Origin of the sequence: Mesorhizobium sp. M1169 (assembly GCF_040318345.1) — a bacterium.
Classification (GTDB): Bacteria; Pseudomonadota; Alphaproteobacteria; order Rhizobiales; family Rhizobiaceae; genus Mesorhizobium.
This window is the reverse complement of record NZ_JAMYME010000002.1, coordinates 329,525-352,647: the sequence shown is the minus strand read 5'-3', so window position 1 is coordinate 352,647 and position 23,123 is coordinate 329,525. Positions and strand designations below refer to the sequence as shown.

At 62.8% G+C, this 23,123-nt stretch carries 23 protein-coding genes; 8 read left to right on the top strand and 15 right to left on the bottom strand.

The genetic code is table 11. The features are described from left to right. Both NKH41_RS03525 and NKH41_RS03520 read right to left on the bottom strand, forming a co-directional pair. The coding region (locus tag NKH41_RS03525) for a PfkB family carbohydrate kinase (protein WP_352932083.1) at positions 1 to 238 on the bottom strand (238 nt) is incomplete at its 3' end. A 116-nt stretch (positions 239 to 354) separates the two neighbouring features. After that, positions 355 to 1,248: a methylated-DNA--[protein]-cysteine S-methyltransferase gene (locus NKH41_RS03520; RefSeq protein ID WP_352453988.1), complete on the bottom strand. Its 894-nt coding sequence runs from the start codon at positions 1,246 to 1,248 to the stop codon at positions 355 to 357. Positions 1,249 to 1,363: 115 nt separating this feature from the next. Between NKH41_RS03520 and NKH41_RS03515 the strand changes: the two genes are divergently transcribed. Continuing rightward, a complete protein-coding gene (locus tag NKH41_RS03515; protein ID WP_352469440.1) occupies positions 1,364 to 2,179 on the top strand; it encodes a class I SAM-dependent methyltransferase in 816 nt (271 codons plus the stop codon). A gap of 9 nt (positions 2,180 to 2,188) precedes the next feature. Here NKH41_RS03515 and NKH41_RS03510 read toward each other — a convergent pair whose 3' ends face one another. After that, positions 2,189 to 2,683: a DUF2244 domain-containing protein gene (locus NKH41_RS03510; RefSeq protein ID WP_352767043.1), complete on the bottom strand. Its 495-nt coding sequence runs from the start codon at positions 2,681 to 2,683 to the stop codon at positions 2,189 to 2,191. Between the two features lie 22 nt (positions 2,684 to 2,705). Here NKH41_RS03510 and nth point away from each other — a divergent pair, with 22 nt between their 5' ends. Continuing rightward, positions 2,706 to 3,527 carry an endonuclease III gene (gene nth / locus NKH41_RS03505; protein ID WP_352767045.1) on the top strand — a complete coding sequence of 274 codons (822 nt, stop codon included), beginning with the start codon at positions 2,706 to 2,708 and terminating at the stop codon, positions 3,525 to 3,527. A 34-nt stretch (positions 3,528 to 3,561) separates the two neighbouring features. On the opposite strand, the gene NKH41_RS03500 is transcribed toward nth, so the two are convergent. From NKH41_RS03500 to NKH41_RS03485, 4 genes are all read right to left on the bottom strand, one after another. Continuing rightward, positions 3,562 to 5,073, bottom strand: a complete 1,512-nt coding sequence (locus tag NKH41_RS03500) for a tripartite tricarboxylate transporter permease (protein WP_352767046.1) — start codon at positions 5,071 to 5,073, stop codon at positions 3,562 to 3,564. Positions 5,074 to 5,082: 9 nt separating this feature from the next. Next, complete coding sequence (locus NKH41_RS03495; RefSeq protein ID WP_352469443.1) at positions 5,083 to 5,550, bottom strand: tripartite tricarboxylate transporter TctB family protein; 468 nt, start codon at positions 5,548 to 5,550, stop codon at positions 5,083 to 5,085. A 79-nt stretch (positions 5,551 to 5,629) separates the two neighbouring features. Further along, on the bottom strand, positions 5,630 to 6,607 hold the full coding sequence (locus NKH41_RS03490) for a tripartite tricarboxylate transporter substrate-binding protein (RefSeq protein ID WP_352469444.1): 978 nt from the start codon (positions 6,605 to 6,607) through the stop codon (positions 5,630 to 5,632). 185 nt (positions 6,608 to 6,792) lie between these two features. Continuing rightward, positions 6,793 to 7,248 (bottom strand): DUF2214 family protein, encoded by a 456-nt coding sequence (locus NKH41_RS03485; RefSeq protein WP_352469445.1) that lies wholly within the window; start codon positions 7,246 to 7,248, stop codon positions 6,793 to 6,795. Between the two features lie 227 nt (positions 7,249 to 7,475). On the opposite strand from NKH41_RS03485, the gene NKH41_RS03480 reads away from it, so the two are divergent. From NKH41_RS03480 to NKH41_RS03455, 6 genes are all read left to right on the top strand, one after another. Continuing rightward, positions 7,476 to 8,015: a GNAT family N-acetyltransferase gene (locus NKH41_RS03480; RefSeq protein WP_352767048.1), complete on the top strand. Its 540-nt coding sequence runs from the start codon at positions 7,476 to 7,478 to the stop codon at positions 8,013 to 8,015. A 207-nt stretch (positions 8,016 to 8,222) separates the two neighbouring features. Further along, the gene (locus tag NKH41_RS03475) at positions 8,223 to 9,200 is read left to right on the top strand and encodes a Bug family tripartite tricarboxylate transporter substrate binding protein (protein ID WP_352453995.1); all 978 of its coding nucleotides are present in this window, start codon (positions 8,223 to 8,225) and stop codon (positions 9,198 to 9,200) included. A 154-nt stretch (positions 9,201 to 9,354) separates the two neighbouring features. Beyond that, the gene (locus NKH41_RS03470) at positions 9,355 to 9,888 is read left to right on the top strand and encodes a tripartite tricarboxylate transporter TctB family protein (RefSeq protein ID WP_352502673.1); all 534 of its coding nucleotides are present in this window, start codon (positions 9,355 to 9,357) and stop codon (positions 9,886 to 9,888) included. A 4-nt stretch (positions 9,889 to 9,892) separates the two neighbouring features. After that, complete coding sequence (locus NKH41_RS03465; protein ID WP_352767050.1) at positions 9,893 to 11,416, top strand: tripartite tricarboxylate transporter permease; 1,524 nt, start codon at positions 9,893 to 9,895, stop codon at positions 11,414 to 11,416. 15 nt (positions 11,417 to 11,431) lie between these two features. Then, entirely contained in the window at positions 11,432 to 12,616 is a 1,185-nt protein-coding gene (locus NKH41_RS03460) for a CaiB/BaiF CoA transferase family protein (RefSeq protein WP_352767052.1), read from the top strand. Positions 12,617 to 12,635: 19 nt separating this feature from the next. After that, positions 12,636 to 13,487: a citryl-CoA lyase gene (locus tag NKH41_RS03455; protein WP_352767054.1), complete on the top strand. Its 852-nt coding sequence runs from the start codon at positions 12,636 to 12,638 to the stop codon at positions 13,485 to 13,487. A 79-nt stretch (positions 13,488 to 13,566) separates the two neighbouring features. Here the strand turns inward: NKH41_RS03455 and NKH41_RS03450 are convergent, their stop codons facing one another. The 8 genes from NKH41_RS03450 to NKH41_RS03415 form a co-directional block, all read right to left on the bottom strand. Further along, positions 13,567 to 14,076, bottom strand: a complete 510-nt coding sequence (locus tag NKH41_RS03450) for an NUDIX hydrolase (protein ID WP_352767056.1) — start codon at positions 14,074 to 14,076, stop codon at positions 13,567 to 13,569. A 130-nt stretch (positions 14,077 to 14,206) separates the two neighbouring features. After that, positions 14,207 to 14,473 carry a hypothetical protein gene (locus tag NKH41_RS03445; protein ID WP_352539406.1) on the bottom strand — a complete coding sequence of 89 codons (267 nt, stop codon included), beginning with the start codon at positions 14,471 to 14,473 and terminating at the stop codon, positions 14,207 to 14,209. Between the two features lie 160 nt (positions 14,474 to 14,633). Continuing rightward, the gene (locus tag NKH41_RS03440; RefSeq protein ID WP_352767058.1) at positions 14,634 to 15,326 is read right to left on the bottom strand and encodes a response regulator transcription factor; all 693 of its coding nucleotides are present in this window, start codon (positions 15,324 to 15,326) and stop codon (positions 14,634 to 14,636) included. Then, positions 15,323 to 18,064, bottom strand: coding sequence for a DUF4118 domain-containing protein (locus NKH41_RS03435; RefSeq protein ID WP_352613023.1), 2,742 nt, complete (start codon positions 18,062 to 18,064; stop codon positions 15,323 to 15,325). Before NKH41_RS03435 ends, NKH41_RS03440 begins: the two co-directional genes overlap by 4 nt. Positions 18,065 to 18,117: 53 nt before the next feature. Then, positions 18,118 to 18,687: a potassium-transporting ATPase subunit KdpC gene (kdpC, locus tag NKH41_RS03430; RefSeq protein ID WP_352469455.1), complete on the bottom strand. Its 570-nt coding sequence runs from the start codon at positions 18,685 to 18,687 to the stop codon at positions 18,118 to 18,120. A 12-nt stretch (positions 18,688 to 18,699) separates the two neighbouring features. Then, the gene (kdpB, locus tag NKH41_RS03425) at positions 18,700 to 20,793 is read right to left on the bottom strand and encodes a potassium-transporting ATPase subunit KdpB (protein WP_352932078.1); all 2,094 of its coding nucleotides are present in this window, start codon (positions 20,791 to 20,793) and stop codon (positions 18,700 to 18,702) included. Between the two features lie 213 nt (positions 20,794 to 21,006). Beyond that, on the bottom strand, positions 21,007 to 22,710 hold the full coding sequence (kdpA, locus tag NKH41_RS03420) for a potassium-transporting ATPase subunit KdpA (protein WP_352767060.1): 1,704 nt from the start codon (positions 22,708 to 22,710) through the stop codon (positions 21,007 to 21,009). A 25-nt stretch (positions 22,711 to 22,735) separates the two neighbouring features. Next, the gene (locus NKH41_RS03415; protein WP_023675300.1) at positions 22,736 to 22,825 is read right to left on the bottom strand and encodes a K(+)-transporting ATPase subunit F; all 90 of its coding nucleotides are present in this window, start codon (positions 22,823 to 22,825) and stop codon (positions 22,736 to 22,738) included. Positions 22,826 to 23,123 lie beyond the last annotated feature (298 nt).

Below are 23,123 nucleotides of genomic sequence, written 5' to 3'. Positions count from 1 at the left end.
CCATCGCGGCGGCCGGGTCACAGGTTAAAAAGCCCCCGCGGCTGGCTAAGGTGCCCTTCCCCCCGCCGCCGACCTGGCGCACCTGGGCGCGGGCGGGGGCGGCGGCCAGCGCCTGGTTGGCGCCCTTGCCGCCGGGGGCAGTAGCGAAACCGGAGCCGCGCACGGTCTCGCCGGGACCGGGCAAGCGGTCGACACTGGCGATGAGATCGAGATTGATGGAGCCGATGACGACGATCAAGTAGTGCCTCCCGCTAGCGCATACCACTCTAATTGCGCGGGAAGCTACTCCGTAAGATCGCTGCTTGTCACCCTAGCGGTCCTTGCATCGCTCCAATCGTTCCATTCGTTGGCTATTCAAGAAGAGACCTGTCCCGCCTCCCAGCCGAGGATGGCGCGTTTGCGGGTCAGACCCCAATGGTAGCCGGTGAGTGCGCCGGACTTGCCGAGAGCCCGGTGGCACGGCACGACGAAGGACATCGGATTGGCACCGACCGCGGCACCGACAGCCCGGCTGGCACTCGGTGCGCCGATGCGCGCGGCGATCGAGGAATAGGTGCAGGCCTGGCCCATCGGAATGCGCAGCAAGGCCTCCCAGACACGGACCTGGAAGTCTGTGCCGATCATGACAACGCGCAGCGGCTGGTCGGCGCGCCACAGCGACGGATCGAAGATGCGCGCGGCATAGGGTGCAGTCGCCGCCATGTCCTCGACATAGGTCGCATTCGGCCAGCGGCTGGACATGTCGGCAAAGGCCGCACGCTCGCCGCCGGGGTCGTTGAAGGCGAGGCCGGCAAGGCCGCGGTCCGTCACCATGATCAGCGCGATGCCGAAAGGCGAGATATGATAGCCGTAGCGGATGGTGAGCCCTGCGCCGCGGGTCTTGTAATCGCCCGGCGACATCGCTTCGTGGGTGACGAACAGATCGTGCAGCCGGCCTGGGCCGGACATGCCGAGTTCGAACGAGGTTTCAAGCAGCGGCATGCCGGCATCGAGCAGCTTGCGCGCATGATCGAGGGTGACGGCCTGCAGAAAAGCCTTGGGCGACAGGCCGGCCCAGCGGGTGAACAGCTTCTGCAGCCCGGTCGGCGTCTCGCCGACCTCCTCGGCCAGCACTTCCAACGAAGGCTGGTCGCGATAGTCGAGGCTGATCTTTTCGATGGCACGACGGACGATTTCGTAGTCTCCACCTTCAGGCGTGATGTCTTTCTGAAGGATTGCTGTCGTTTTGAGAGGCATTTGGGCGTTCATGGCAGTATCTCCTTGAGTGCGAATATCGTCCTTCGCGGCGCCGATCACCACCCGAAACTTGCTTTCCCGCGGCATGTACCCAGATAGAGCTGGGCTTTGAATGGGGAGGACGGTCGTGGCTGGTGAAAAAGTAAACCTGACCGGGGCAAAGGAGACTTTGCTTTTGACACTTTACGGCAAGGCGCTGGAGAGCCGGCTGCCCAATTCGCTGCTCAGGGACTACTTTGCCGACGAGGCGGTGCGCAACATCGACTATGATTTCTCACGGCTCAAGGTCGACAACAATCTCGGCGTCGGTCTAGCAATCAGGGCAAAGACGCTGGACGTCTGCGTTCAGGACTTTCTCGCCCGAAATCCTGACGCCATCGTACTGCATCTCGGGTGTGGGCTCGATACGCGCGTATTCCGTATCGATCCGCCAGCCGGCGTGGACTGGTTCGACGTCGACTATCCCGAAGTCATCGACCTCAGGCGCAAGCTCTATCCCGTGCGGGATCACTACCACCTGATCGCTTCGTCGGTCACCGAACCGGGATGGCTGAACGAAGTACCTCGGGATCGCCCGGCCATAGTCGTGGCGGAAGGCCTGACTCCCTACCTGGGCGCCGAAGAGGGGCAGCAACTGTTTTCTCGTTTGGTGGGACATCTTTCGAGCGGCGAACTGGTTTTCGATGCCTATAGTCGCCTGGGCCTGAAGATCATTCGCCTCAATTCCTCCTTCCGCGCCACCGGTGCCGAGGTCCATTGGAGCATCGAGAACCCGCATGAGTTGGAGCGAGCCGTTCCGAAGCTGCGGTTCGTCGAGGACATCCCTGCCTATAAGCCGGAACATGCCGCTCGCATGCGCTGGTTCGCGAAACTGTTTGTTCGCCTTTGGAAATACATTCCAGCATTGCGCAAGATCGGGAGGCTGTTGCGCTATCGGTTCTGAAACGCTGGCTCAGCGCGCCTTGGCGGCTGCCAGAGCGCGCGAAAATGCGGTGGCAAAACTCTCGCGGTCGGCGGGGTTGAGAAAGCCGCCGATCGAGACGGTTTTTCCTTGCGCCTCGACCGCCATTCTGGTGATGCCGATCTCGGCGTGGCGGGCGATCGAAAAGCGCGCCCAGAACGGATTGAAGCGGTGTGCTTCCGATTTGCCTGACGGGGCAGTCTTGCGGATGTCGAGGCTGGTGCGCGACACCGATACCTCCTCGCGAGCCCGGGCGGCACGATAATTGGCGCGGAAGGCGATGTAGACGGCGATCACGTCGAGGCCGAAGAAGCCGAACACCGGCCAGGCGCCGCGCGACAGAAAAAAAGCTCCGGTCACCAGCCAGCCGAACAGCAGGGCGCCCATCAGTATGGCAAAGCCGCTCTTGCCCAGCGACCGGTGCGGTGTCAGCAGCGCCTGGAAAAATGGCTCGTCGGCCTGAAATGAGGCGTTTGTGTCGCTCATTGGGGAATATTATAGGAAGGCAATGACAAGCCCCAAGCCCAAAAACTCTTCCGCGCTAAAAAAAGACCTGTTGCCCGGCCGCCGCGACGGCTCGAACGTCAAGCCGCGTCCGCGGCCGGCGAGATCGCGGGCGCTTTACAGCGCGGCCGAGGTGCATGAGATTTTCCGGCGCTTTTCCGTTCAGCGGCCGGAACCGAGGGGCGAGCTCGAACATATCAACGCCTTCACGCTGTTGGTGGCGGTGGTGCTTTCGGCTCAGGCGACGGACGCCGGCGTCAACAAGGCGACGCGGGGGCTGTTCAAAATTGCCGACACGCCGCAAAAGATGCTGGCGCTGGGCGAGGCCAAGCTCGGCGACCATATCCGCACCATCGGGCTGTGGCGCAACAAGGCCAAGAACGTCATCGCGCTGTCGGAGGCGCTGATCCGCGACCATGGCGGCGAGGTGCCTGAGGATCGCGATCAACTGGTCGAGCTGCCGGGTGTCGGCCGCAAGACCGCCAACGTCGTGCTCAACGTGGCATTCGGCCAGCATACGATGGCGGTCGACACGCACATCTTCCGCATCGGTAACAGGCTCGGCCTGGCGCCGGGCAAGACGCCGGAACAGGTCGAGCAAGGTTTCCTGAAGATCATTCCGGATGAATATATGCGGCACGCGCATCATTGGCTGATCCTGCACGGCCGCTATGTCTGCAAGGCGCGCAAGCCGGATTGCCCGGCCTGCGTCATCGCCGATATCTGCAAGGCCAAGGAAAAGACGACCAGCGTGCCTGCACCGCTGGTCGAGATCGCGCCGCTCGGGCCAGTAGAAGCGGCTACTGAGTCAGTGCCCGCCAAGTGACTGTGAAGTTCCTCCTATGTGGCGCCGTCCACATTCAGGAACTCTCCTCGACGAACACCTCCTCGCGCCTCTTCCTGACCGCGGGGAGAAACACGATGACGAGCACGGCAAGCGCGATGAGGAGCAGGCTGGCGCTGATCGGCCGCGTCACGAAGGTGCTCGGATCGCCGCGCGAGAGGATCATGGCGCGGCGTAGGTTTTCCTCGAGCAGCGGGCCGAGCACGAAGCCGAGCAGCAGCGGCGCAGGTTCGCAGCGCAGCTTGGTCAGGAGATAGCCAAGCAAGCCGAAAAGGGCGACGGCATAGAGGTCGTAGACGTTGGTGTTGACGCTGTAAACGCCGATCGAGCAGAACGCCATGATGATCGGGAAGAGCACGTAATACGGGATCGTAAGCAGTTTCACCCAAAGCCCGATCAGCGGCAGGTTCAAGACGATCAGCATCAGATTGCCGATCCACATCGAGGTGATGATACCCCAAAACAGCGCAGGCTGTTCGATGGCGACATTGGGGCCGGGCACGATGCCCTGGATGATCATCGCGCCGATCATCAGCGCCATTACCGGGTTGGCCGGAATGCCGAGCGTCAGCATCGGGATAAAGGAGGTTTGTGCGCCGGCATTGTTGGCCGATTCCGGTCCGGCGACGCCTTCGATTGCGCCCTTGCCGAATTCCCCGGGATTTTTCGAGACACGTTTTTCGACGGTGTAGGAGGCAAAGGCGGCAAGGATCGCGCCGCCTCCCGGCAGGATGCCGAGCGCCGAACCGATGATCGTTCCGCGCACGATGGGAGCCGCCATGCGCCGAAAATCTTCGCGGGTCGGCATAAGGCCGGAGATCTTTCGGATCAGCACGGAACGCTCATGCTCGTTTTCGAGGTTGCGCAGTATCTCGGCGACGCCGAAGACACCGACCGCCACTGCGACGAAATTCAGCCCGTCGGCATATTCGCGGATGCCGAGCGTGAAACGGGGTGTACCGGTGTAGATATCGGTGCCGACAAGGCCGAGCAGCAGGCCGAGCACGACCATGGCCAGCGCCTTGACGATCGAGCCGTGGGCGAGCGCGACGGACGAGACCAGACCGACAATCATCAGCGAAAAATACTCGGCAGCACCGAATTTCAACGCTATCGCCGTCAGCGGCGGGGCAAAGATGGCGACGAGGAAGGTCGACACCGTGCCGGCAAAGAACGAGCCTATCGCCGCGGTCGCCAGTGCCGCCCCGGCGCGGCCTTTCCTGGCCATCTGGTAGCCGTCGATGGCGGTGACGGCCGACGAGGATTCGCCGGGCATGTTGATGAGAATAGCGGTAGTCGAGCCGCCATACTGCGCGCCGTAATAGATGCCGGCGAGCATGATCAGGGAGGAAACCGGATCGCCGATCTGGAAGGTGATCGGCAACAGCATGGCAATGGTTGCGGTGGCGCCGATACCGGGCAGGACACCAATCAGCGTGCCGAGAAGGACACCGATCAGGCAGAAACCGAGGTTTGCCAAAGATGTGGCCGTCGAAAAGCCGAGTGCGAGATTGTTGAGGAGTTCCATTTCATCTCCTCACAACGACAGTGGCAACCACGGGCCGAAACGCCGGAACGGCAGGCCGAGTGCGTAGCTGAAGATGGCGAACGCGAACAGCGTCAGGCCGGCCGACAGCACGAGCGCGGTCAGCGGCTTCATGCGGCCGCTGGCAAACGATGCGATCAGCGCCGCCAGGAAGATCGATGGGATGAAGCCGAGGCCGCGCACCGTCAGGCCGAAGAAGATCGGAGCAGGCAGGATGAACAGCATGCCGCGCCACGCAATGTAACCGATCGGCTCGCTCTCGAAGCGCACTGCCTCGACTAGGATGACGGCGCCGAGCAGAATGAGCACGATCGCCAGAACCAGGGGGAAATAGCCCGGCCCCATGCGAAAGGCGGTGCCGATTTCGAGGCCCAGCGACTGCAGCGCGAAAAAGACGCCAATAAAGATCAACAGCGCGGCGCATATGCCGTTGGCTCTGTCGATTGCGAAAGGTTTCATGACGTCCTCCCGGCCCGCCTCACGGGCGTGCCGATGCCGGTGTAAAAACGGGGCGCCGGCGGCGCCCCGTTAAAAACCTTTAGTCGGCGTACTGGCCGGCCGCTTCGATGATCGGCTTCCAGCGCGCAATCTCACTTTCCAGCTTGGCCTTGAGCGCGGCCGGCGTGGCATCGGCCTCGGGCGACGGCTTGGTGCCGAGTTCGGCAAATCGGGCGACGACGTTCTGGTCCTTCAGCGCCACCTGCAGAGATTTCGACAGGCGTTCGGTGATCTCGGCCGGCGTGCCCTTGGGTGCATAGATGCCGTGCCAGATGCCGACCTGCACCTGGGGAAGACCGGCCTCTATCGTCGTCGGCACGTCCGGCAGCACGTCTAGCCGTTGCGGCGAGGTTACGGCATAAGCCTTGATCGTGCCGCCCTGGATCTGCTTGGTGGTATTGGTCGTCTGGTCGCACATGATGTCGACCTGGCCGCCGAGAAGATCGGTCATGGCCGGGCCGGTGCCCTTATATGGTACGGTGACCAGCGGCGTGCCGATGGCGCTCATAAACAGCATGCCGCACAGATGCGAGGCGGCACCGATCCCGGCATTGGCAACGGTGATGCTGTCCTTGTTAGCCTTGGCGTAGTCGACCAGCCCCTTCAGATCGGTCGGCTCGAGGTCCTTGCGGCCGACGATGGTCATCGGCACCTCGGTGACGAGGCCGACATATTCGAATGCGTTCAGCGTGTCGTAGGCGAGCTTTCTGTAGAGCGTAGCACTTGTCGCCATGCCGATGTGATGGAGGAGCAGCGTGTAGCCGTCAGGCTCGGCATTTGCGACGCGGCCCGCGCCCAGTGTGCCGCCGGCGCCGCCGACATTCTCGACGATGACCTGCTGGCCGAGGTCCTTCGACATGGCTTCCGCGACAAGACGCGTGACGGTGTCAGTCGGGCCGCCGGCCGAAAACGGCACGACAATGCTGATCGTGCGTTCGGGGTAGGTCTGCGCGCCAGCGGCCGGTGGGTAAAGCATGGCGGCCGCAACGGCAGCCAGCGCGGCGACGAATTTTCTCATCGTGATTCCTCCCAGGATACGAATTACCAACCGCTGCGCGGAGTTCCTCTCAAAACCGAATGTAGATGGAGCAATAACTAGCGCAACCCGACAAATGACAATCAGCCTCGAACGGCAAACTGCACGTTTGTCCGCGCAAATGAGTGGAAAGGTTGGGCCGCGCGATGCCCTTCCTCCGACCTATCTTAGTAACCGTAGCCGCGCGCCATCGCCGCCGCGAACACCGGGATCAAGAGGAAGATGAAGGCCTCGGTGCGGACATAGCTGCGAACGGACGCTAGCTCCGCCGCAGGCACCTGGAAGCCGGGACTGGCGCTCGCCTGCCTATTCCAGGACAGGAATCGGACGGTCGGGATAATCGACAACAGGCCGACAATTGCGAAGGCGGCCATCTTTGCCCAGAACATCCAGTTGTAGACGTAGAATTCCCAGCCCTTGAGACCATAGATGACGCGGCCGATGCCGGCGACGATGATCAGCATGGCGATGATGCCGTAGTGGCGATCGATGCCGACAAGCCGCTTCAGCGTCGCGGCGGACAAGTCGCTGCGGATCAGGACGAACTCGGCGCCGATGATGCCTGCCAGCGAAAACACCAGCAGATGATGGAAGATGGCAAGCACAAGGTCGGTCGTGTCCATGCTGTTTTCCCTCTGTCGGACGGCAGCGCCGAAACCCAACGCGCCTGAACCAGTACTGGAGAAAAACTAACACCGCCTGGCAGGATTCACATCAGCCTGGAAGATGATCTACACAGCCTTGGCTCTTGTTTTTCGCAACGGATTTGGATTTCCCGTCTCGGGCGTGTCGCTGTCCCCACTTTTGGAAGACCTGCATTAGGCACCGGCAACACAACCGAGACATGACCATGGCCAGTCCGCATACAATTGTCGCCCCAGTGATTGAGACCTCGCGCACGGTCCTGCGGCCGCACCGGCTTGACGATTTCGACGCCTATGTCGCGATGTGGGCCGATCCCGTCGTCACCCGCTTTATCGGCGGCAAGCCGCGCACGCGGGAGGAAAGCTGGATGCGCTTCCTGCGCCACGCCGGCCTGTGGTCGCTTCTGGGCTACGGCTTCTGGGCGATCGAGGAAAAGGCGACCGGCCGCTTCATCGGCGAGGCCGGCTTTCACGATCTGAAACGCGACATGATGCCGTCGATCGAGGGCATTCCGGAGGCCGGCTGGGCTCTGGTTTTGGGCGCGCATGGCCACGGGTTGGCCAGCGAAGTCGTCGCACGGGTGCTTGCCTGGGGCGACGAGACGTTCGGCGCCGCGAAGACCGTCTGCATCATCGATCCGGAAAACACCGGATCGCTGAACGTCGCGGCAAAATGTGGTTATGGCGAAGTGCTGCGAACCGTCTACCAAGGCAAGCCGACCATCCTGCTGGAGCGGCAACCCTGACGGATGTTGTTTGGCACTGCCTGCCACGTCGTCTTCGGGCGTCCGGTTCGCCAGCCTGAAAATCGCGCAGGCCGATTGTGCCGCATGCGGCGTGTTCTGTCTTTGACAGGAAGACGCAAACTCTGCATGAATTTTATCGAGCGGGTCTGAAGGCAGGCCACGTTTCTGGCAGGCACCGGAGGAGGTGTCGCGATTTGGAGGAATCCCATGCTGAACAGACGCCGATTCTTGATGAGCACCGCGGCAGCGGGTGCTGCCGGACTCGCGGCATCGCATTTTATCCCCGCCTTCGCGCAGGACGCGCCGCAGCTGCAGATTTTCGTGCCAGCGGCGCCGGGCGGCGGCTGGGACCAGACGGCGCGCGCCATGGACCAGGTGCTGCGCAGCGAAAAACTGATCTCCGGCTCGCAGATCACCAATGTCGGCGGCGCCGGCGGTACTGTCGGCCTGCCGCAATTCGTCAACCAGTGGAAGGGCAAGGGCAACGCGCTGATGGTGGCTGGCATGGTCATGGTCGGCGCGATCATCGCCAACAAGGCGGCTAACAACCTTACCGAGGTCACGCCAATCGCCCGCCTTACTGGCGAGTTCGAGGCGCTTGTGGTGCCGGCCGCCTCGCCATTCAAGACTGCGGCCGACTTTGTTGCCGCCCTCAAAGCCGACCCGACGCAGGTTCCGGTCGCCGGCGGTTCGGCTGGCGGCTCGGACCACATCTTGTTCGGCCTCATCGCCAAGACCGTCGGTGTTCCGGCCACCAATCTCTCCTATGTGCCGTTTGCCGGCGGCGGCGAGGCGCTGTCGGCGCTGCTCGGCAACCAGGTCGCGGCCGGCATCTCCGGCTATGGCGAGTTCGCCGAACAGGTCAAGGCGGGTGCGCTGCGGCTGCTGGCCATCTCCGCGGATAAACGCCAGGAGGGAATTGATGCGCCGACGATGAAGGAAGCCGGCATCGATGTCGAGCTGTTCAACTGGCGCGGCGTCTTCGCACCGCCCGGCGTCTCGGACGCCGACAAGGCAGCAATGATCAAGCTGATCGAGACCATGGCCAAGAGCGACGCCTGGGCCACCGAATGCAAGAACCGTAACTGGACGCAGATCCTGCTCACCGGTGACGATTATGCGAAATTCGTCGCCGAAGACACGGCCCGCATCGGGACGATCCTCAAGGACCTCGGCCTGGCGTGATGCTCTCGGCAAGGGGCGGCCTGCGCCAACCCTTGCCGACTTTCGCCAGCCGCATGGACATACGCGGCGCCGGAGGTGAAACTAGGCCGAGATCGGCCGAGTGAGACCAGTCCAGGGAGAACCGGCCCTCGGGGCTGGCATTGGGAGGACGATGATGAGCACCAGCGACCAGCAGGCGCCGCCGCGCCTTGCAGTGCCCGAACTGCTGATCGGCGTTGGGCTCCTCGCCTGTGCGGGTGCGGTTGCCTGGCAGACGCTGGCAATCCCGGTCTCGCCGCTCTATTCCAAGGTCGGTCCGACCGTCTTTCCCTACATCACCATGACCGGGATGATGATCCTGTCGCTGCTGCTCATCATTGCCGCCTTGCGGGGCGGATGGCAGCCGGAGGACGAAAAGGAGACGCCGACCGACTGGAAGGCGATGGGCATCGTCGCCCTCGGACTGATCGCCAATCTGGTGCTGATCCAGCCGCTCGGCTTTACCGCTGCATCTGTCATCATGTTCGTTCTCATCTGCCACGGTTTCGGCAGCCGGCGTCCGCTGCGTGACGTGCTGCTCGGGCTGATCCTGGCGCTGGCCGCCTATTTCGGCTTTGCCAGGGCGCTTGGCGTCAATATCGGTGCCGGCTTCATCGAAAACCAGCTGAATGCGATCGTCGATTCGGTCGTCGCCATGCTGAGGGGCTGACGCCATGGAAACGCTCGGCCATCTCGCGCACGGATTTTCGGTCGCCTTCTCGCCGATCAATCTCATATGGTGCCTGGTCGGCACCACGCTGGGGACTGCGATCGGCGTGCTGCCCGGCCTCGGGCCGGCTCTGACCATCGCGCTGCTGTTGCCGATCACCTATCAGGTGGCGCCGGAGGCATCCTTCATCCTGTTTGCCGGCATCTACTACGGCGCCATGTATGGCGGCTCGACGACATCGATCCTGCTCAACACGCCTGGCGAAAGCGCCACCATCGTCACCGCGCTGGAAGGCAACCGGATGGCCCGCTCCGGCCGTGGCGGTGCGGCCCTGGCGACCTCGGCGATCGGCTCCTTCGTCGCCGGCACGCTGGGCACGATCGGCGTTGCCTTCCTGGCGCCGATCGTCGTCAAATTCGCGCTGGCCTTCGGCCCGGCCGAATATTTCTCGCTGATGGTGCTGGCCTTCATCACGGTTTCGGCGGTGCTCGGCTCGTCTTCGGTGCGCGGCCTGACCAGTCTGTTCGTCGGCTTCGTCGTCGGCATGATTGGCGTCGACCTGCAGACGGGGCAGCCGCGCTTCACCTTCGGCATGAGCGAATTGTTGGACGGCGTCGACGTCATCGTCGTCGCCGTTGGCCTGTTCGCCGTTGGCGAGACGCTTTACATGGCCTCGCGCCGCTATGCCGGCAAGGACGATATCGTGCCGTTGAAGGGCTCGCTCTACATGACCGCGGCCGAATGGGCGCGCTCGTGGAAGCCATGGCTGCGCGGTGCCCTGATCGGCTTCCCGATCGGTGCCATGCCGGCCGGCGGCGCCGAAATCCCGACCTTCCTCTCCTATGCGATCGAGAAGAAACTCTCCAGACACAAGGAGGAGTTCGGCACGGTCGGCGCCATTGAGGGCGTTGCCGGGCCGGAGGCCGCCAACAATGCATCCGCGGCCGGCGTGCTGGTGCCGATGCTGACGCTCGGCCTGCCGACCTCGGCGACGGCCGCGATCATGCTGTCGGCGTTCCAGAGCTATGGTATCAATCCGGGGCCGCTGCTGCTGACGACGCAGGCCGACCTGGTGTGGGGGCTGATCGCCAGCCTGTTCATCGCCAATGTCATCCTCGTCGTCCTCAACCTGCCGCTGATCGGGCTCTGGGTGCGATTGCTGAAGATCCCGGCGCCGCAGCTCTATGCCGGCATCCTGGTGTTCGCCACGGTCGGCACCTACGGCATCTCGCAATCGCCGATCGACCTCGTCATCCTCTATCTGCTCGGTGCCGCCGGCTTCCTGATGCGGCGTTTCGATTTCCCGACCGCGCCGGTCATCATCGGCATGATTCTCGGGCCGCTTGCCGAAACGCAGTTCCGCCGCGCGATGACCATCTCCAACGGCGATTGGACGGTGTTCTACAAGCATCCGCTGTCGCTGACGCTGCTGACGCTGGCCTTCATCGGGCTGGTTGGACCGCATATCTGGGCCTACATCGAGCACAGGCGCTTGCGCGGGCCGGAGCACGTGCCGGGCGATGCCTGAGCTGTTCGTGACGTCATGACCGACCTGCTTTCCGGCATCCGCGTTCTCGACCTGACCAATGTGCTGGCCGGCCCCTATTGCGCCTATCAGCTGGCGTTGCTCGGGGCCGACGTCATCAAGGTCGAGACGCCGCAAGGCGGCGATCTGGCGCGCCAGCTCGGCGCCTCGCCGGAGCTCAACCGGGCGGGCATGGGCGCTTCGTTCCTGGCGCAGAATGCCGGCAAACGCTCGGTGGCGCTCGATCTCAAGCAGGAGGCTGACCGCGAACGCTTCCTCGATCTGGTCGCTTCGGCCGACGCGCTGGTCGAGAATTTCCGCCCCGGCGTAATGGACCGGCTGGGGCTTGGCCACGCCAGGCTGAAAGAGGTCCGGCCAAGTCTTGTCTATTGTGCGATATCGGGCTTCGGCCAGACCGGGCCGATGCGCGACAATCCAGCCTACGACCAGATCATCCAGGGTCTTTCCGGCATCATGAGCATCACCGGTACACCGGAAACGGCGCCGCTGCGTGTCGGCTATCCCGTCGCCGATACGCTTGGCGGGCTGGTAGGGGCGTTCGCCATTACCGCCGCACTGGTCAAGCAGAAGACGACAGGCGAGGGCGCGTTCCTCGACGTGTCGATGCTCGAATGCACGCTTTCTGCGCTCGGCTGGCCGGTGTCGAACTATCTGACGGCGGATATCGAGCCGCAGCCGATGGGCAATGAAAACATGACGGCCGCACCGTCTGGCGCGTTTCGCACCGGCGACGGCTTGCTCAACATCGCCGCCAACAAGCAGGAGCAGTTCGTCGCGCTCTGCCGATTGATCGGTCGGCCGGAGTTGGCGTCGGATGTCCGCTTTGCCGAGCGCGAAACGCGCAAGCAGAACCGCATTGCATTGAAAGCGCTGATCGAGGACGCCTTGGCGAGCGGCTCGGCCGCCGCCTGGGAGGAGACGTTCAATCGCGCCGGCGTGCCGGCAGGCCGGGTGCTGACAATCCCGCAGGTACTGCAGGAGCGACAGGTGATCGAGCGCGGCATGACGGCGCGCTTCCCGGCAGTGTCCGGGATGGACAGGCCGCTGACCGTGGTGCGCGGCGGCTTCATGGTCGATGGCGAGGCACCTTTGCCGAGCAGGCCACCGCCGGGGCTCGGCGAGCATATGGACGAGGTTTTTGCCGGCCTGCCGCCGCGTGCCCGGAAAAGAGCGAAGGCATGAGCGGAACGGAAAAGAAGCCATGAGCGACACGGAAAACAAGGCTGGCCGTGCGCGCGGCGAGGAATGGTGGCAGACCGGCATCATCGAGATGCGCCCCGGCGTCATCCGGCTGCGCGGCTATGAAATCCAGGATCTGATCGGTCGCATCAGCTTTCCGGCAATGATCTGGCTGATGCTGCGCGGCGAACTGCCGAGCGAGGAGCAGGCGGCGCTGCTCGGCATCGCGCTGGGTGCTGCCGTCGACCATGGGCCGCAGGCGCCGTCGATCGCCATCGCCCGTATGGCGATCACCTGCGGCGTCGGCATCAACAGCGCCATGGCATCAGCCGTCAACGTGCTTGGCGATGTGCATGGCGGCGCCGGCGAACAGGCGCTTTCCTTCTACGGAGACATCGCTGCCGAACTGGACGCCGGCATGCCGCTTGCGGACGCCGTGTCGGCGCGGCTCGGTCGTTTCCTTGCCGGGGAAAACGGCTATGTGCCCGGGCTCGGCCATCGTTTCCATCCGGTCGACCCGCGGGCGCCCCGCCTCATCGAGCTAACCCGCGACTTTGCCGCGCGCGGCGTCGTCAGCGGGCGCTTCGCCGATATCGCCGAGATGGTCGAGGCCGAGGTTTCGCGGCGCAAGGGCAAAAAAATCCCGCTCAATATCGACGGCGCCACGGCCGTCATCTACGGCGAGCTCGGCTTCCCGCCGCCGCTGACGCGGGGCCTTTTCGTGCTGTCGCGCTCCGTCGGCATCCTCGCACATGCATGGGAACAGTCGCAGGAGAGCGAACGCAACAAAGGGCCACTGCCGCGCGAATGGCTGTGGGCCTATACCGGCACGCCGGCGCGGCCTCTGCCCGAGGAAGACGATGGCAGTCAGTGAGGCATCGGTTCAAGAGACGGGGGCGGCGGGCGCTGGAAACCAATTCCATCCCGACACAGTTGGGGCATGCCTCCATCTTCTATTGAGCGGGATCTTTTCCGAACGCCGGACTCTGCTTTTTGGGATTATGCTCCAGTTCGGCAATCCTGATGTTCCTCACCAGCGTCGAAAGATCCGGCTCGTCGATCAGCAACGCCGCGTCGGTCGGCGTCAGCCATGCCCGCTGCCGTCTCTTGGCTTCTTGCCACTTGGCAAGTTCCTCGGTTACCTCAAGCAAATAGACGACGACATCGACGCGAACGAAGCGGTTCGCCAGCCGCTTCCAGTAGTGGTAGGTGCCGGCAGGCTGTTTCAGTGTCTTGCCGAGAACACCGGCTTCTTCCTGTGCTTCGATGGTGGATGCCTTGCGGCCGCTCTTGCCCTTCATCGGCCAGCCCTTCGGTACGATGAAGCGCCTCGTCGTTCGCGATGTGACCAGCATCACCTCGACATCGCCATGCTCGTTCAGCCGAAAGGGAATCGCCGCGACCTGGCGAACCCCGTCGCCCTTCCTTGCCTTGCGTACAACCTTCTTCTTGCTGGCTGCCATTCGATAATCCAGTCGAATCGGTGCCCAGACGGCAAGGGCAGCGTTGCAAACTCGCCCGCTTTCAATGGGGCGCAGGCGGAGCGGTTTCCCCAGTATATAAGTCGGCTAAATAAATGAAAGGGACCGGTCGTCAGCGGCAGGTGCTGACAAAGCCGCTCCCTGACGGCAGCAACTGGCAAGTTGGCCTCATCTGCGGCACCTCCTGCCGTTGCGGTATTGGGATTTGGCGATCCAGGGCACGGTACTGCTGTTGCTGCTGCTGGTATTGCTGCCGCCGCAGCCTGTTCTCCAACATCTGCAACTGGTCTTGCTGGATCAACACGTTGCGATCGGCGGGACTGCCGACCTGTGCCGATGCAGCTGGATTTACGCCCGACAGCATCGCCGCAGTCAGCATTGCCGACCCTAGAAACGTCAATAGACGAAGCCGTGGCATTCGTTCATTCCCGCACAAAACCAATCTTCGCTTAATATAGGGCTTTTGTCCGGCGACGCCATGGCCGCCGCTGATTTGAAGCGGATTGGAAGGGGCATTTCCGCTTCGGATGCTCGTCCCGTCAATCGACTTCGCGCAGCCGGTATCCGACGCCGGTCTCGGTCGTGATATAGCGGGGCTGGTCGGGCGTCTTCTCAATCTTTAGCCTGAGTTGCCGGACATAGACTCTGAGATATTGAACGTCGGTGGAATCGCCCCAGACCTGCTTCAGCAGGAACTGGTGGGTGAGAACCTTGCCGGCGTGCTGCACCAAGGTGCGAAGAATGTCGTATTCTTTCGGCGAGAGCTTTATCTCCTTGTCCTCGACCTTGACGACGCGCTTCACCAGATCGACGGAGAGGTCGCCGGTTTGGAACACCGGTCTCTCACCCTGCTGCTGAAATTTGTGGCGAAGCGCTACGCGGATGCGTGCGACAAGCTCGTTCATACCGAACGGCTTGGTGACATAGTCGTCGGCGCCGAGTTCAAGGGCGGACACGATGCCGGCCTCATCAGTGCGGCTGGAAAGAATAACCACGGGAATGTCCAGGCCATCATCCCGCCATTTGCGCAGCAAATCATGGCCGCTCATGCCGGGGAGGCCGAGATCGAGCAGGACAAGGTCCGGCTTTTCCGTCGCGATGAGTTCAATCGCCGCCCTGGCGTTCGGCGCCTCGCTGATCGCATAGCCTTGGCTGCCAAGCCCGACGCGAAGCAGTTTCCGGATCGGCGGTTCGTCGTCGACCACCAATATCCTGACATCTAGGCTCGTCATGCCAGATCGTCCATATTTTGATGGCCCGTCTCGGGTTCGCCGAGGTTGGGCAGCTCTGTCGGCACCACCTGCATCCTGATGGTGAAAACCGCCCCCGAGCGGTCGGACCTGTTTGCCGCCGAGAGCGTCCCGCCCATCGCTTCGATGAAGCCGCGGCAAATCGACAGGCCGAGCCCGGTGCCGGCACGCACCTGGTCGCCCTTGCGCACACGGTAGAAAGTGTCGAAAACGCGGTCTAGATCCGCTGACGGGATGCCTGGTCCCTCATCCATGATCTGCAGGATGACGAAGCCGTTGTCGGCCCAGGCCTGCAGGCGGATCGTCGAACCTGGCGGCGCGTATTTTGCACCATTGTCGAGGAGGTTGAACAGCACCTGTTCGAACAGAACGGGGTCGACCCGCAACATCGGCAGATTCGATGGAATATCGATCTCGGTCTTGTGCTCGCCGACGATTTTGCGGGCCCGACGCAGGGCTGAGCCGACAATGTCGCCGAGATAGTGAAACGCATAGTTCGGCTCCATAGTGCCGGATTCGATCTTGGTCATATCGAGTAGGTTGGCGATGAAGCGGTTAAGCCTCTCCGCTTCATCGAGCACGGTCGACAGCAGTTCCGCCCGGTCCTGCTCGGGAAGTGCGGCCTCGAAGTCCCTGAGTGTTCCGGCTGCGCCCATGATGGCGGCAAGCGGCGTTTTCAAATCGTGGGAAATGGAGGTGAGCAAGGCCGAGCGCAGACGGTCTGCCTCGGCCGCGAGCTTGGCCCGGTCAACATCGGCGACGAGCTGGATGCGTTCGATGGCGACCGCCGCCTGGTCGGCGAGCGCATCGAGCAGACGCTGCTGCTCGGGTGTCAGCAGCGGACCTTGCTTGTCGTTGTCGAGGCCAACGACGCCCACCGCCGTGCGTCCGGTCCGCAGGGGCAGATAGAGGCGCTTTGCTCCGGGCAGCGTGTCGGCGCCGCGCCCGGCGGCGCGGTTATGCTCCCACGCCCAACGGGCTGCTGCGATGTCGGCCTCGGCCAGCGTATCGTCGGGTGGGTAGCCGGCCTTGACCGCAATCGTGCCGTTCTCCGGCAGAAGCAGCACCACGCGCAGCTTCAGCATCGAGGCGATCTGGAAGGCAGTCGCCCAGAGAACGTCATCAAGCGTCCCAGCGCCGGCGAGCTTCTTTGAGAAGAGATAAATATCTTCTGTGGCGCGTGCCCGCGAGCGCGCGGCGACCGCCTGACGCTGCACGCGCGCTGTTAGATTGCTGCCAATGACCGCAACAACCAGGAAGACAGCCAGCGCAACGATGCTCTCCGGATCCTCGATCGTCAGCGTGTAGCGTGGTTCCAGGAAGAAATAGTTGAAGGCAATGGCGCTGATGAGGCAGGCATACAAAGCCGGCCAGAGACCGCCGGTCACCGCCGACGTCAGGACCCCAATGAGAAAGATGATCGCCAGATTGCGGACGTCGAGAAACTGGTCGAGAAGGACGGCGAAGGCGAGCGAGCCAACAACATAGGCCGTGGCCCTGAGATAGGGCCAGATCTCGAACTGCCACTGCTCGTCCGCCGCCTTGACGGTCCTCGAAGTCGCCTCGGCGTTGCGTTCGTTTCCCGAAATGACATGGACGCTGATGTCGCCGGCATTGCGGATGAGATCGTAAGTGAGCGAGCCTTCGATCAATTCCCGCCAACGCGATCGGGTCGGCCTGCCGATCACGATATGGGTGAAGTTGTTCGCCGTCGCATGCCGAACGATGTCTTGCGCGACGTTCTGACCCGGAATGGTCGTCACCTCGGCACCGAGCTGCTCGGCAAGGCGCAGCTGCGTCGCCAGCCGATCCTTGTCCTCCTCGGGCATGGCCGCTGAATGAGGGGTATCGACATGAAGCGCCGTCCAAGGGGCGCGGAGCCGGTCGGCCAACCTCCGCGCATAGCGTACACGGGCCGCCCCGCCCGGACGCGCATCGACGCAGACGAGAACCCTTTCCCCCGCCGCCCAAGGCCCGGGTATCGCGTGGGCCCGCATGTGGGTCAGCAACTGCTCGTCGACCCGCTGGGCAGTGCGGCGGAGCGCCAATTCCCGGAGCGCCGTCAGATTGCCCGGCGAGAAATAGTTCTCGATGGCGCGCTGGGCGGTGCTGGGGATGTAGACCTTGCCTTCCTCAAGCCGTTTGATCAGATCGTCGGGGGTGAGGTCGATGATCTCGATGTCGTCGGCCTGGTCGATTATGGAGTCGGGGACAGTTTCCCGCACCCTGACGCGGGTGATCTGCGCCACGACATCGTTCAGGCTCTCGACGTGCTGGATATTCAGCGTCGTGTAGACATCGATGCCGTGCGTCAGGATTTCCTGGACGTCGAGATAGCGCTTGGGGTGACGGCTGCCGGCGACGTTGGTGTGGGCGAGTTCGTCTACCAGAACTAGCGCCGGGTGCCGGGCGAGGATGGCGTCGAGATTCATCTCCTCAAGGATCCGCCCCTTGTAATCGATCTCAAGGCGAGGAATGACCTCGTAGCCTTCGACCAGCGTCTGGGTTTCCTTGCGGCCGTGCGTCTCGACGATGCCGATCACCACGTCGACCCCGTCGGCCAGCCTGGCGCGGCCCGACATCAGCATCTCGTAGGTCTTGCCGACACCGGGGGCGGCGCCGAGAAATATCCTCAGGCGGCCGCGCTCCTCCCGCTCGGCATGCTCGAGCAGCGCGTCGGGAGAGGGCCTGGTTTCGGCGGTGCGTCTGTCGTCTGGCATACGGGTCAATCATGAACGGCGCCGGCTTCGGTGTCGATCCCGGCGCCGGTCCTTCACTGTTTCATGGCATCGTCCAGCGCAAGGTTGAGGGCCAGCACATTGACTACCGGCTCGCCGATGAATCCCAATTCGCGATCTTCGACATGGCTGTCGACAAGCGATTTGATCCTGGATTCATCGACGCCCCTGGCCTTGGCCACCCTGGCAACCTGAAAATAGGCCGCATCGGGGCTCATATGCGGATCGAGGCCGCTGCCGGACGTGGTGACCAGATTCATCGGTACCGGCTGGCTCGGGTTTTCGGCTCTCAGCTTTTCGGCGTCGCTCTTGATCCTGTCGATGAGCTTCGGGTTGGTCGGGCCGAGATTCGAGCCGCCCGAGGCGGCGGCATTGTAGCCGTCGCCGGCAGCCGAAGGGCGGCCATGGAAGTAGCGGTCGCTTTCGAAAGCCTGGCCGATCAGCTCGGAACCGACGAGCTTGCCGTCCTTCTCGATCAGGCTGCCATTGGCCTGGCGCGAAAACAGCGCCTGGGCAATGCCGGTCATGCCGATCGGATAGACCAAACCCGTCAGAATGGTGAAGAAGACGATCATGACGATCGCGGGCCTGATTTGATTGAGCATCGACGTGGTTCCTTAGGCGAGACCGAGAGCGGTGATGGCCATGTCGATCATCTTGATGCCGACGAAGGGCACTACGACGCCGCCAAGGCCATAGACAATGAGATTGCGGCTGAGCAGCGCACCGGCGCCGACCGCGCGGTATTTGACGCCCCTCAGCGACAGCGGGATCAGCACAATGATGATCAGCGCGTTGAAGATGATGGCCGAGAGGATAGCGCTCTGCGGCGTCGCCAGATGCATGACATTGAGCGCTTGCAGCGGCCCGGCGGTCTGGCCCGGGGCGATGTAGAAGACGGCGAATATTGCCGGGATGATGGCAAAATACTTGGCCACGTCGTTGGCGATGGAGAAGGTGGTCAGCGAGCCACGCGTCATCAGCAGCGCCTTGCCGATTTCGACGATCTCGATCAGCTTGGTCGGATCGCTGTCGAGATCGACCATGTTGCCGGCCTCGCGCGCCGCGACCGTGCCGGTGTTCATGGCAACGCCGACATCGGCCTGCGCAAGGGCCGGCGCATCGTTGGTGCCATCGCCGCACATCGCGACCAGTTTGCCTTTGGCCTGCTCGTCGCGGATCAGCTTCAACTTGTCCTCGGGCGTCGCCTGGGCAAGGAAGTCGTCGACGCCGGCTTCCGCCGCGATCGCCGCCGCGGTCATCGGATTATCGCCGGTGATCATCACCGTGCGGATGCCCATGCGGCGCAATTCGGCAAAGCGTTCTGCGATGCCGCCCTTGACGATGTCCTTCAGATGGACGACGCCGAGCAGGCGCCCGTCGCGCTCGACCGCGAGTGGAGTGCCACCCGATTTGGCGATCTCGTCGGCGATCGCCTGAAGGTCGCGGACGGTGTCGCTGCCGGGGCGCGTACTGCCTGTGGCAACGGTCGAGAGGTTGACGTGGGCAAGTACCGCATCGACTGCGCCCTTGCGGACTGAGGAGCCTTCCAGATCGACACCGCTCATGCGGGTTTGCGCGGTGAAGGGCACGAAAGTCGCGTGCAGGCTTGCCATGTCGCGGGCGCGGATAGCGTATTTTTCCTTCGCCAGGACGACGATCGAGCGGCCTTCCGGCGTTTCGTCGGCAAGCGAGGCAAGCTGAGCCGCGTCGGCCAGTTCCTGTTCGGTGACGCCCTTGACCGGACGAAATGCCGTCGCCTGACGGTTGCCCAGCGTGATGGTTCCGGTCTTGTCGAGCAGCAGCGTGTCGACATCGCCGGCCGCCTCGACGGCGCGGCCCGACATGGCGAGCACGTTGAAGCGCACCAGGCGGTCCATGCCGGCAATGCCGATAGCCGACAGCAGGGCGCCAATTGTGGTCGGGATCAGGGTAACGAACAGGGCGACCAGCACGGTCACCGAGATATAGCCGCCCGAATACGAGGCGAAGCTCGGGATCGTCGCCGTCGCCAGCACGAAGATCAGCGTCATGCCGACGAGCAGGATGTTGAGCGCGATCTCGTTGGGTGTCTTCTGGCGCTCGGCGCCCTCGACCAGCGAGATCATGCGGTCGAGGAACGTATGACCGGCAGCCGCAGTGATGCGCACGCGGATCCAGTCGGACAAGACCTGCGTGCCGCCGGTCACCGCCGAACGATCGCCTCCGGATTCGCGGATGACCGGTGCGGATTCGCCGGTGATGGCCGCCTCGTTGACCGACGCCACGCCTTCGACCACCTCGCCGTCCGAGGGGATGATGTCGCCGGCTTCGACAAGCACGATGTCGCCGACCTTCAGGCTGGTGCCGGGCACCAGTTTGAACTTGCTGCGGTCGCCACCGTTCAACAGCTTGGCCTGCGTCTCGGTTCGCGCCCGACGCAGCGAGTCAGCTTGCGCCTTGCCGCGGCCTTCGGCCACCGCTTCGGCGAAATTGGCGAAGAGCACGGTGAACCACAGCCAGATGATGATCTGCAGCGTGAAGCCAAGATCGCCGCCGCTGGTAACGAGATCCTTGACGAACAGCACGGTGGTGAGCGCCGAGACGACGGCGACGACGAACATCACCGGGTTTCGCATCAAGATGCGCGGGTTCAGTTTTCTGAAGGAACCGCCGATAGCGGGCCACAGAATGCGGGTATCCATGATGCTCACGGATTTCGACGGGCTCATTTGGTAGCTCCAGTGTCGATGTTGTTGACCGGTCGATCGTGTGCCGAACGAAGGTGCGGCGGCCCGTAAGCCAGCAGCCAGATCATGATCAAGGCTGCCGCAATAGCGAGGAATGTGGACAGCGTCGGGAAAGGAGGGGGCGTTTTCTCCCCCTCCGGCTCGGGGCGATGCCCGACCTTTCGAGGTATGATCTTGAACCAGGGCATGGCCGTTTCAGAATGTCTGACCATGAATCATCGCCAGGTGCTCGACGATCGGTCCGACCGCCAGAGCCGGGAAGAAGGTCAGGCCGCCGACGATCAGGATGACACCGGCCAGCAGTCCGACGAACAGCGGACCATCGGTCGGGAAGGTGCCGGCGGAGGCAGGGACGGTCTTCTTCGCAACCAGCGAGCCAGCAATCGCCAACGCCGGAATAATGACCAGGAACCGGCCCATCAGCATGCCGATGCCGAGCGTTACGTTGTACCAGGGCGTGTTGCCGCTGAGGCCGCCAAAGGCGGAGCCATTGTTCGCCGCGGCCGAGGTGTAGGCATAGAGAACCTCGGAGAAGCCATGCGGGCCGGCATTGGCGATGGAAGCAACGCCGGTCGGCAGCACCACCGCGATAGCAGTGAAGATCAGCATTGCAAGCGGCAGGCAGAGCACGGCCAGCATAGCCATCTTGACCTCCTTGGCCTCGATCTTCTTGCCGAGATATTCGGGCGTGCGTCCGACCATCAGCCCGGCGACGAAAACGGCAATGACGATGAACATCAGGATACCGTAGAAGCCGGCGCCGACGCCGCCGACAATGACCTCGCCGAGCTGCATGTTGATGATGGGGATCATGCCGCCGAGTGCGGTGAAGCTGTCATGCATGGCGTTGACGGCGCCGCAGGATGCGGCCGTGGTGATGACGGCAAACAGTGCCGACAGGGCGATGCCGAAGCGGCTCTCCTTGCCCTCCATGTTGCCGCCGTCGACACCCAGCGCATGAACAAGCGGATTGCCGGCGGCTTCCGCCCAGTAGCAGACGGCAACGCCGGCGATGAACAGCACGCCCATCGCCGACAGAATTGCCCAGCCCTGGCGCTGGTTGCCTACCATGCGGCCGAAGACATTGGTCAGCGCCGCGCCGAGGGCAAAGATCGTCACCATCTGGATCAGGTTCGAGATCGCGTCGGGATTTTCGAACGGGTGCGCGGCATTGGCGTTGAAGAAACCGCCGCCGTTGGTGCCGAGCATCTTGATGGCAACCTGGGAAGCGACCGGCCCGACCGCGATAGTCTGTTGCGCGCCTTCGAGCGTCGTCGCGTTGACGTAGGCAGCGAACGTTTGCGGCATGCCGAGATAGACATAGACAAGAGTCAACACGATGCAAAAGGGCAAAAGCAGGTAGAGCGTGCCGCGGGTCATATCGACCCAGAAATTGCCGATCGATTTGCCTGAGGCTCTAGCAAAGCCGCGGATCAATGCGACCGCAATGGCGACGCCAGTCGCCGCCGACAGAAAATTCTGTACGGTCAAGCCGGCCATCTGCACGAGATAGGACATCGTGCTTTCGCCGCCGTAGTTCTGCCAGTTGGTGTTGGTCATGAAGCTGGCGGCGGTGTTGAAGGCCAGCCCAGGTTCGACGGCGGTCATGCCGGCCGGATTGTAGGGCAGGCCGCCTTGCAGCCGTTGCAGCAAATAGAGCACCAGGAAGCCGGCCAGGTTAAAGAACAGCAGGGCCGCCGCATAGGAGGTCCAGTGCTGCTCCTCGCGCTCGCTGGTCCCTGATATGCGGTAGAGCCCGCGCTCGAGCGGGGCCAGAATTGACGACAGGAATGTGCGCTCGCCGCTGAAAACGCGATGCATGTAGCCGCCGAGCGGCTTGGCCAGCAGAACGACGATCCCGCAATAGACGAGGATCTGCAGCCATCCGTTGATTGTCATGGGTTTGGCTCCTTGCCAGTGGAGATCAGAAGCGTTCCGGGCGAACGAGGGCGTATGTCAGGTAGGCGAGAAGAAACAAGGTCACGGCGCCGCCGAGGATATAGTCGAAAAGCATGTTATGATCACCTAAACTTACAGCTTGTCGCAAGCGTTGATATAGCCGAAGCATAGAGCAAAGAACGCGATTCCAATCGCGACAACAAATATGTCCATAATGCATTTTCCTATATCGTGTTTGTTCTTTTAATTTGGACAAAACTGCCCAACCCGTCGCCGCATCATATCGGCGGCTGGATACATCGCTCCGGCGAATATGGATCAAAGTGCCATAAAGGTTCGAGACGGAACGCGGAGCAAAGAAATCAAAATCCCATAAGGATTTCGCCGCCTCGGCGCTGGCCGAAGCTTCAGGA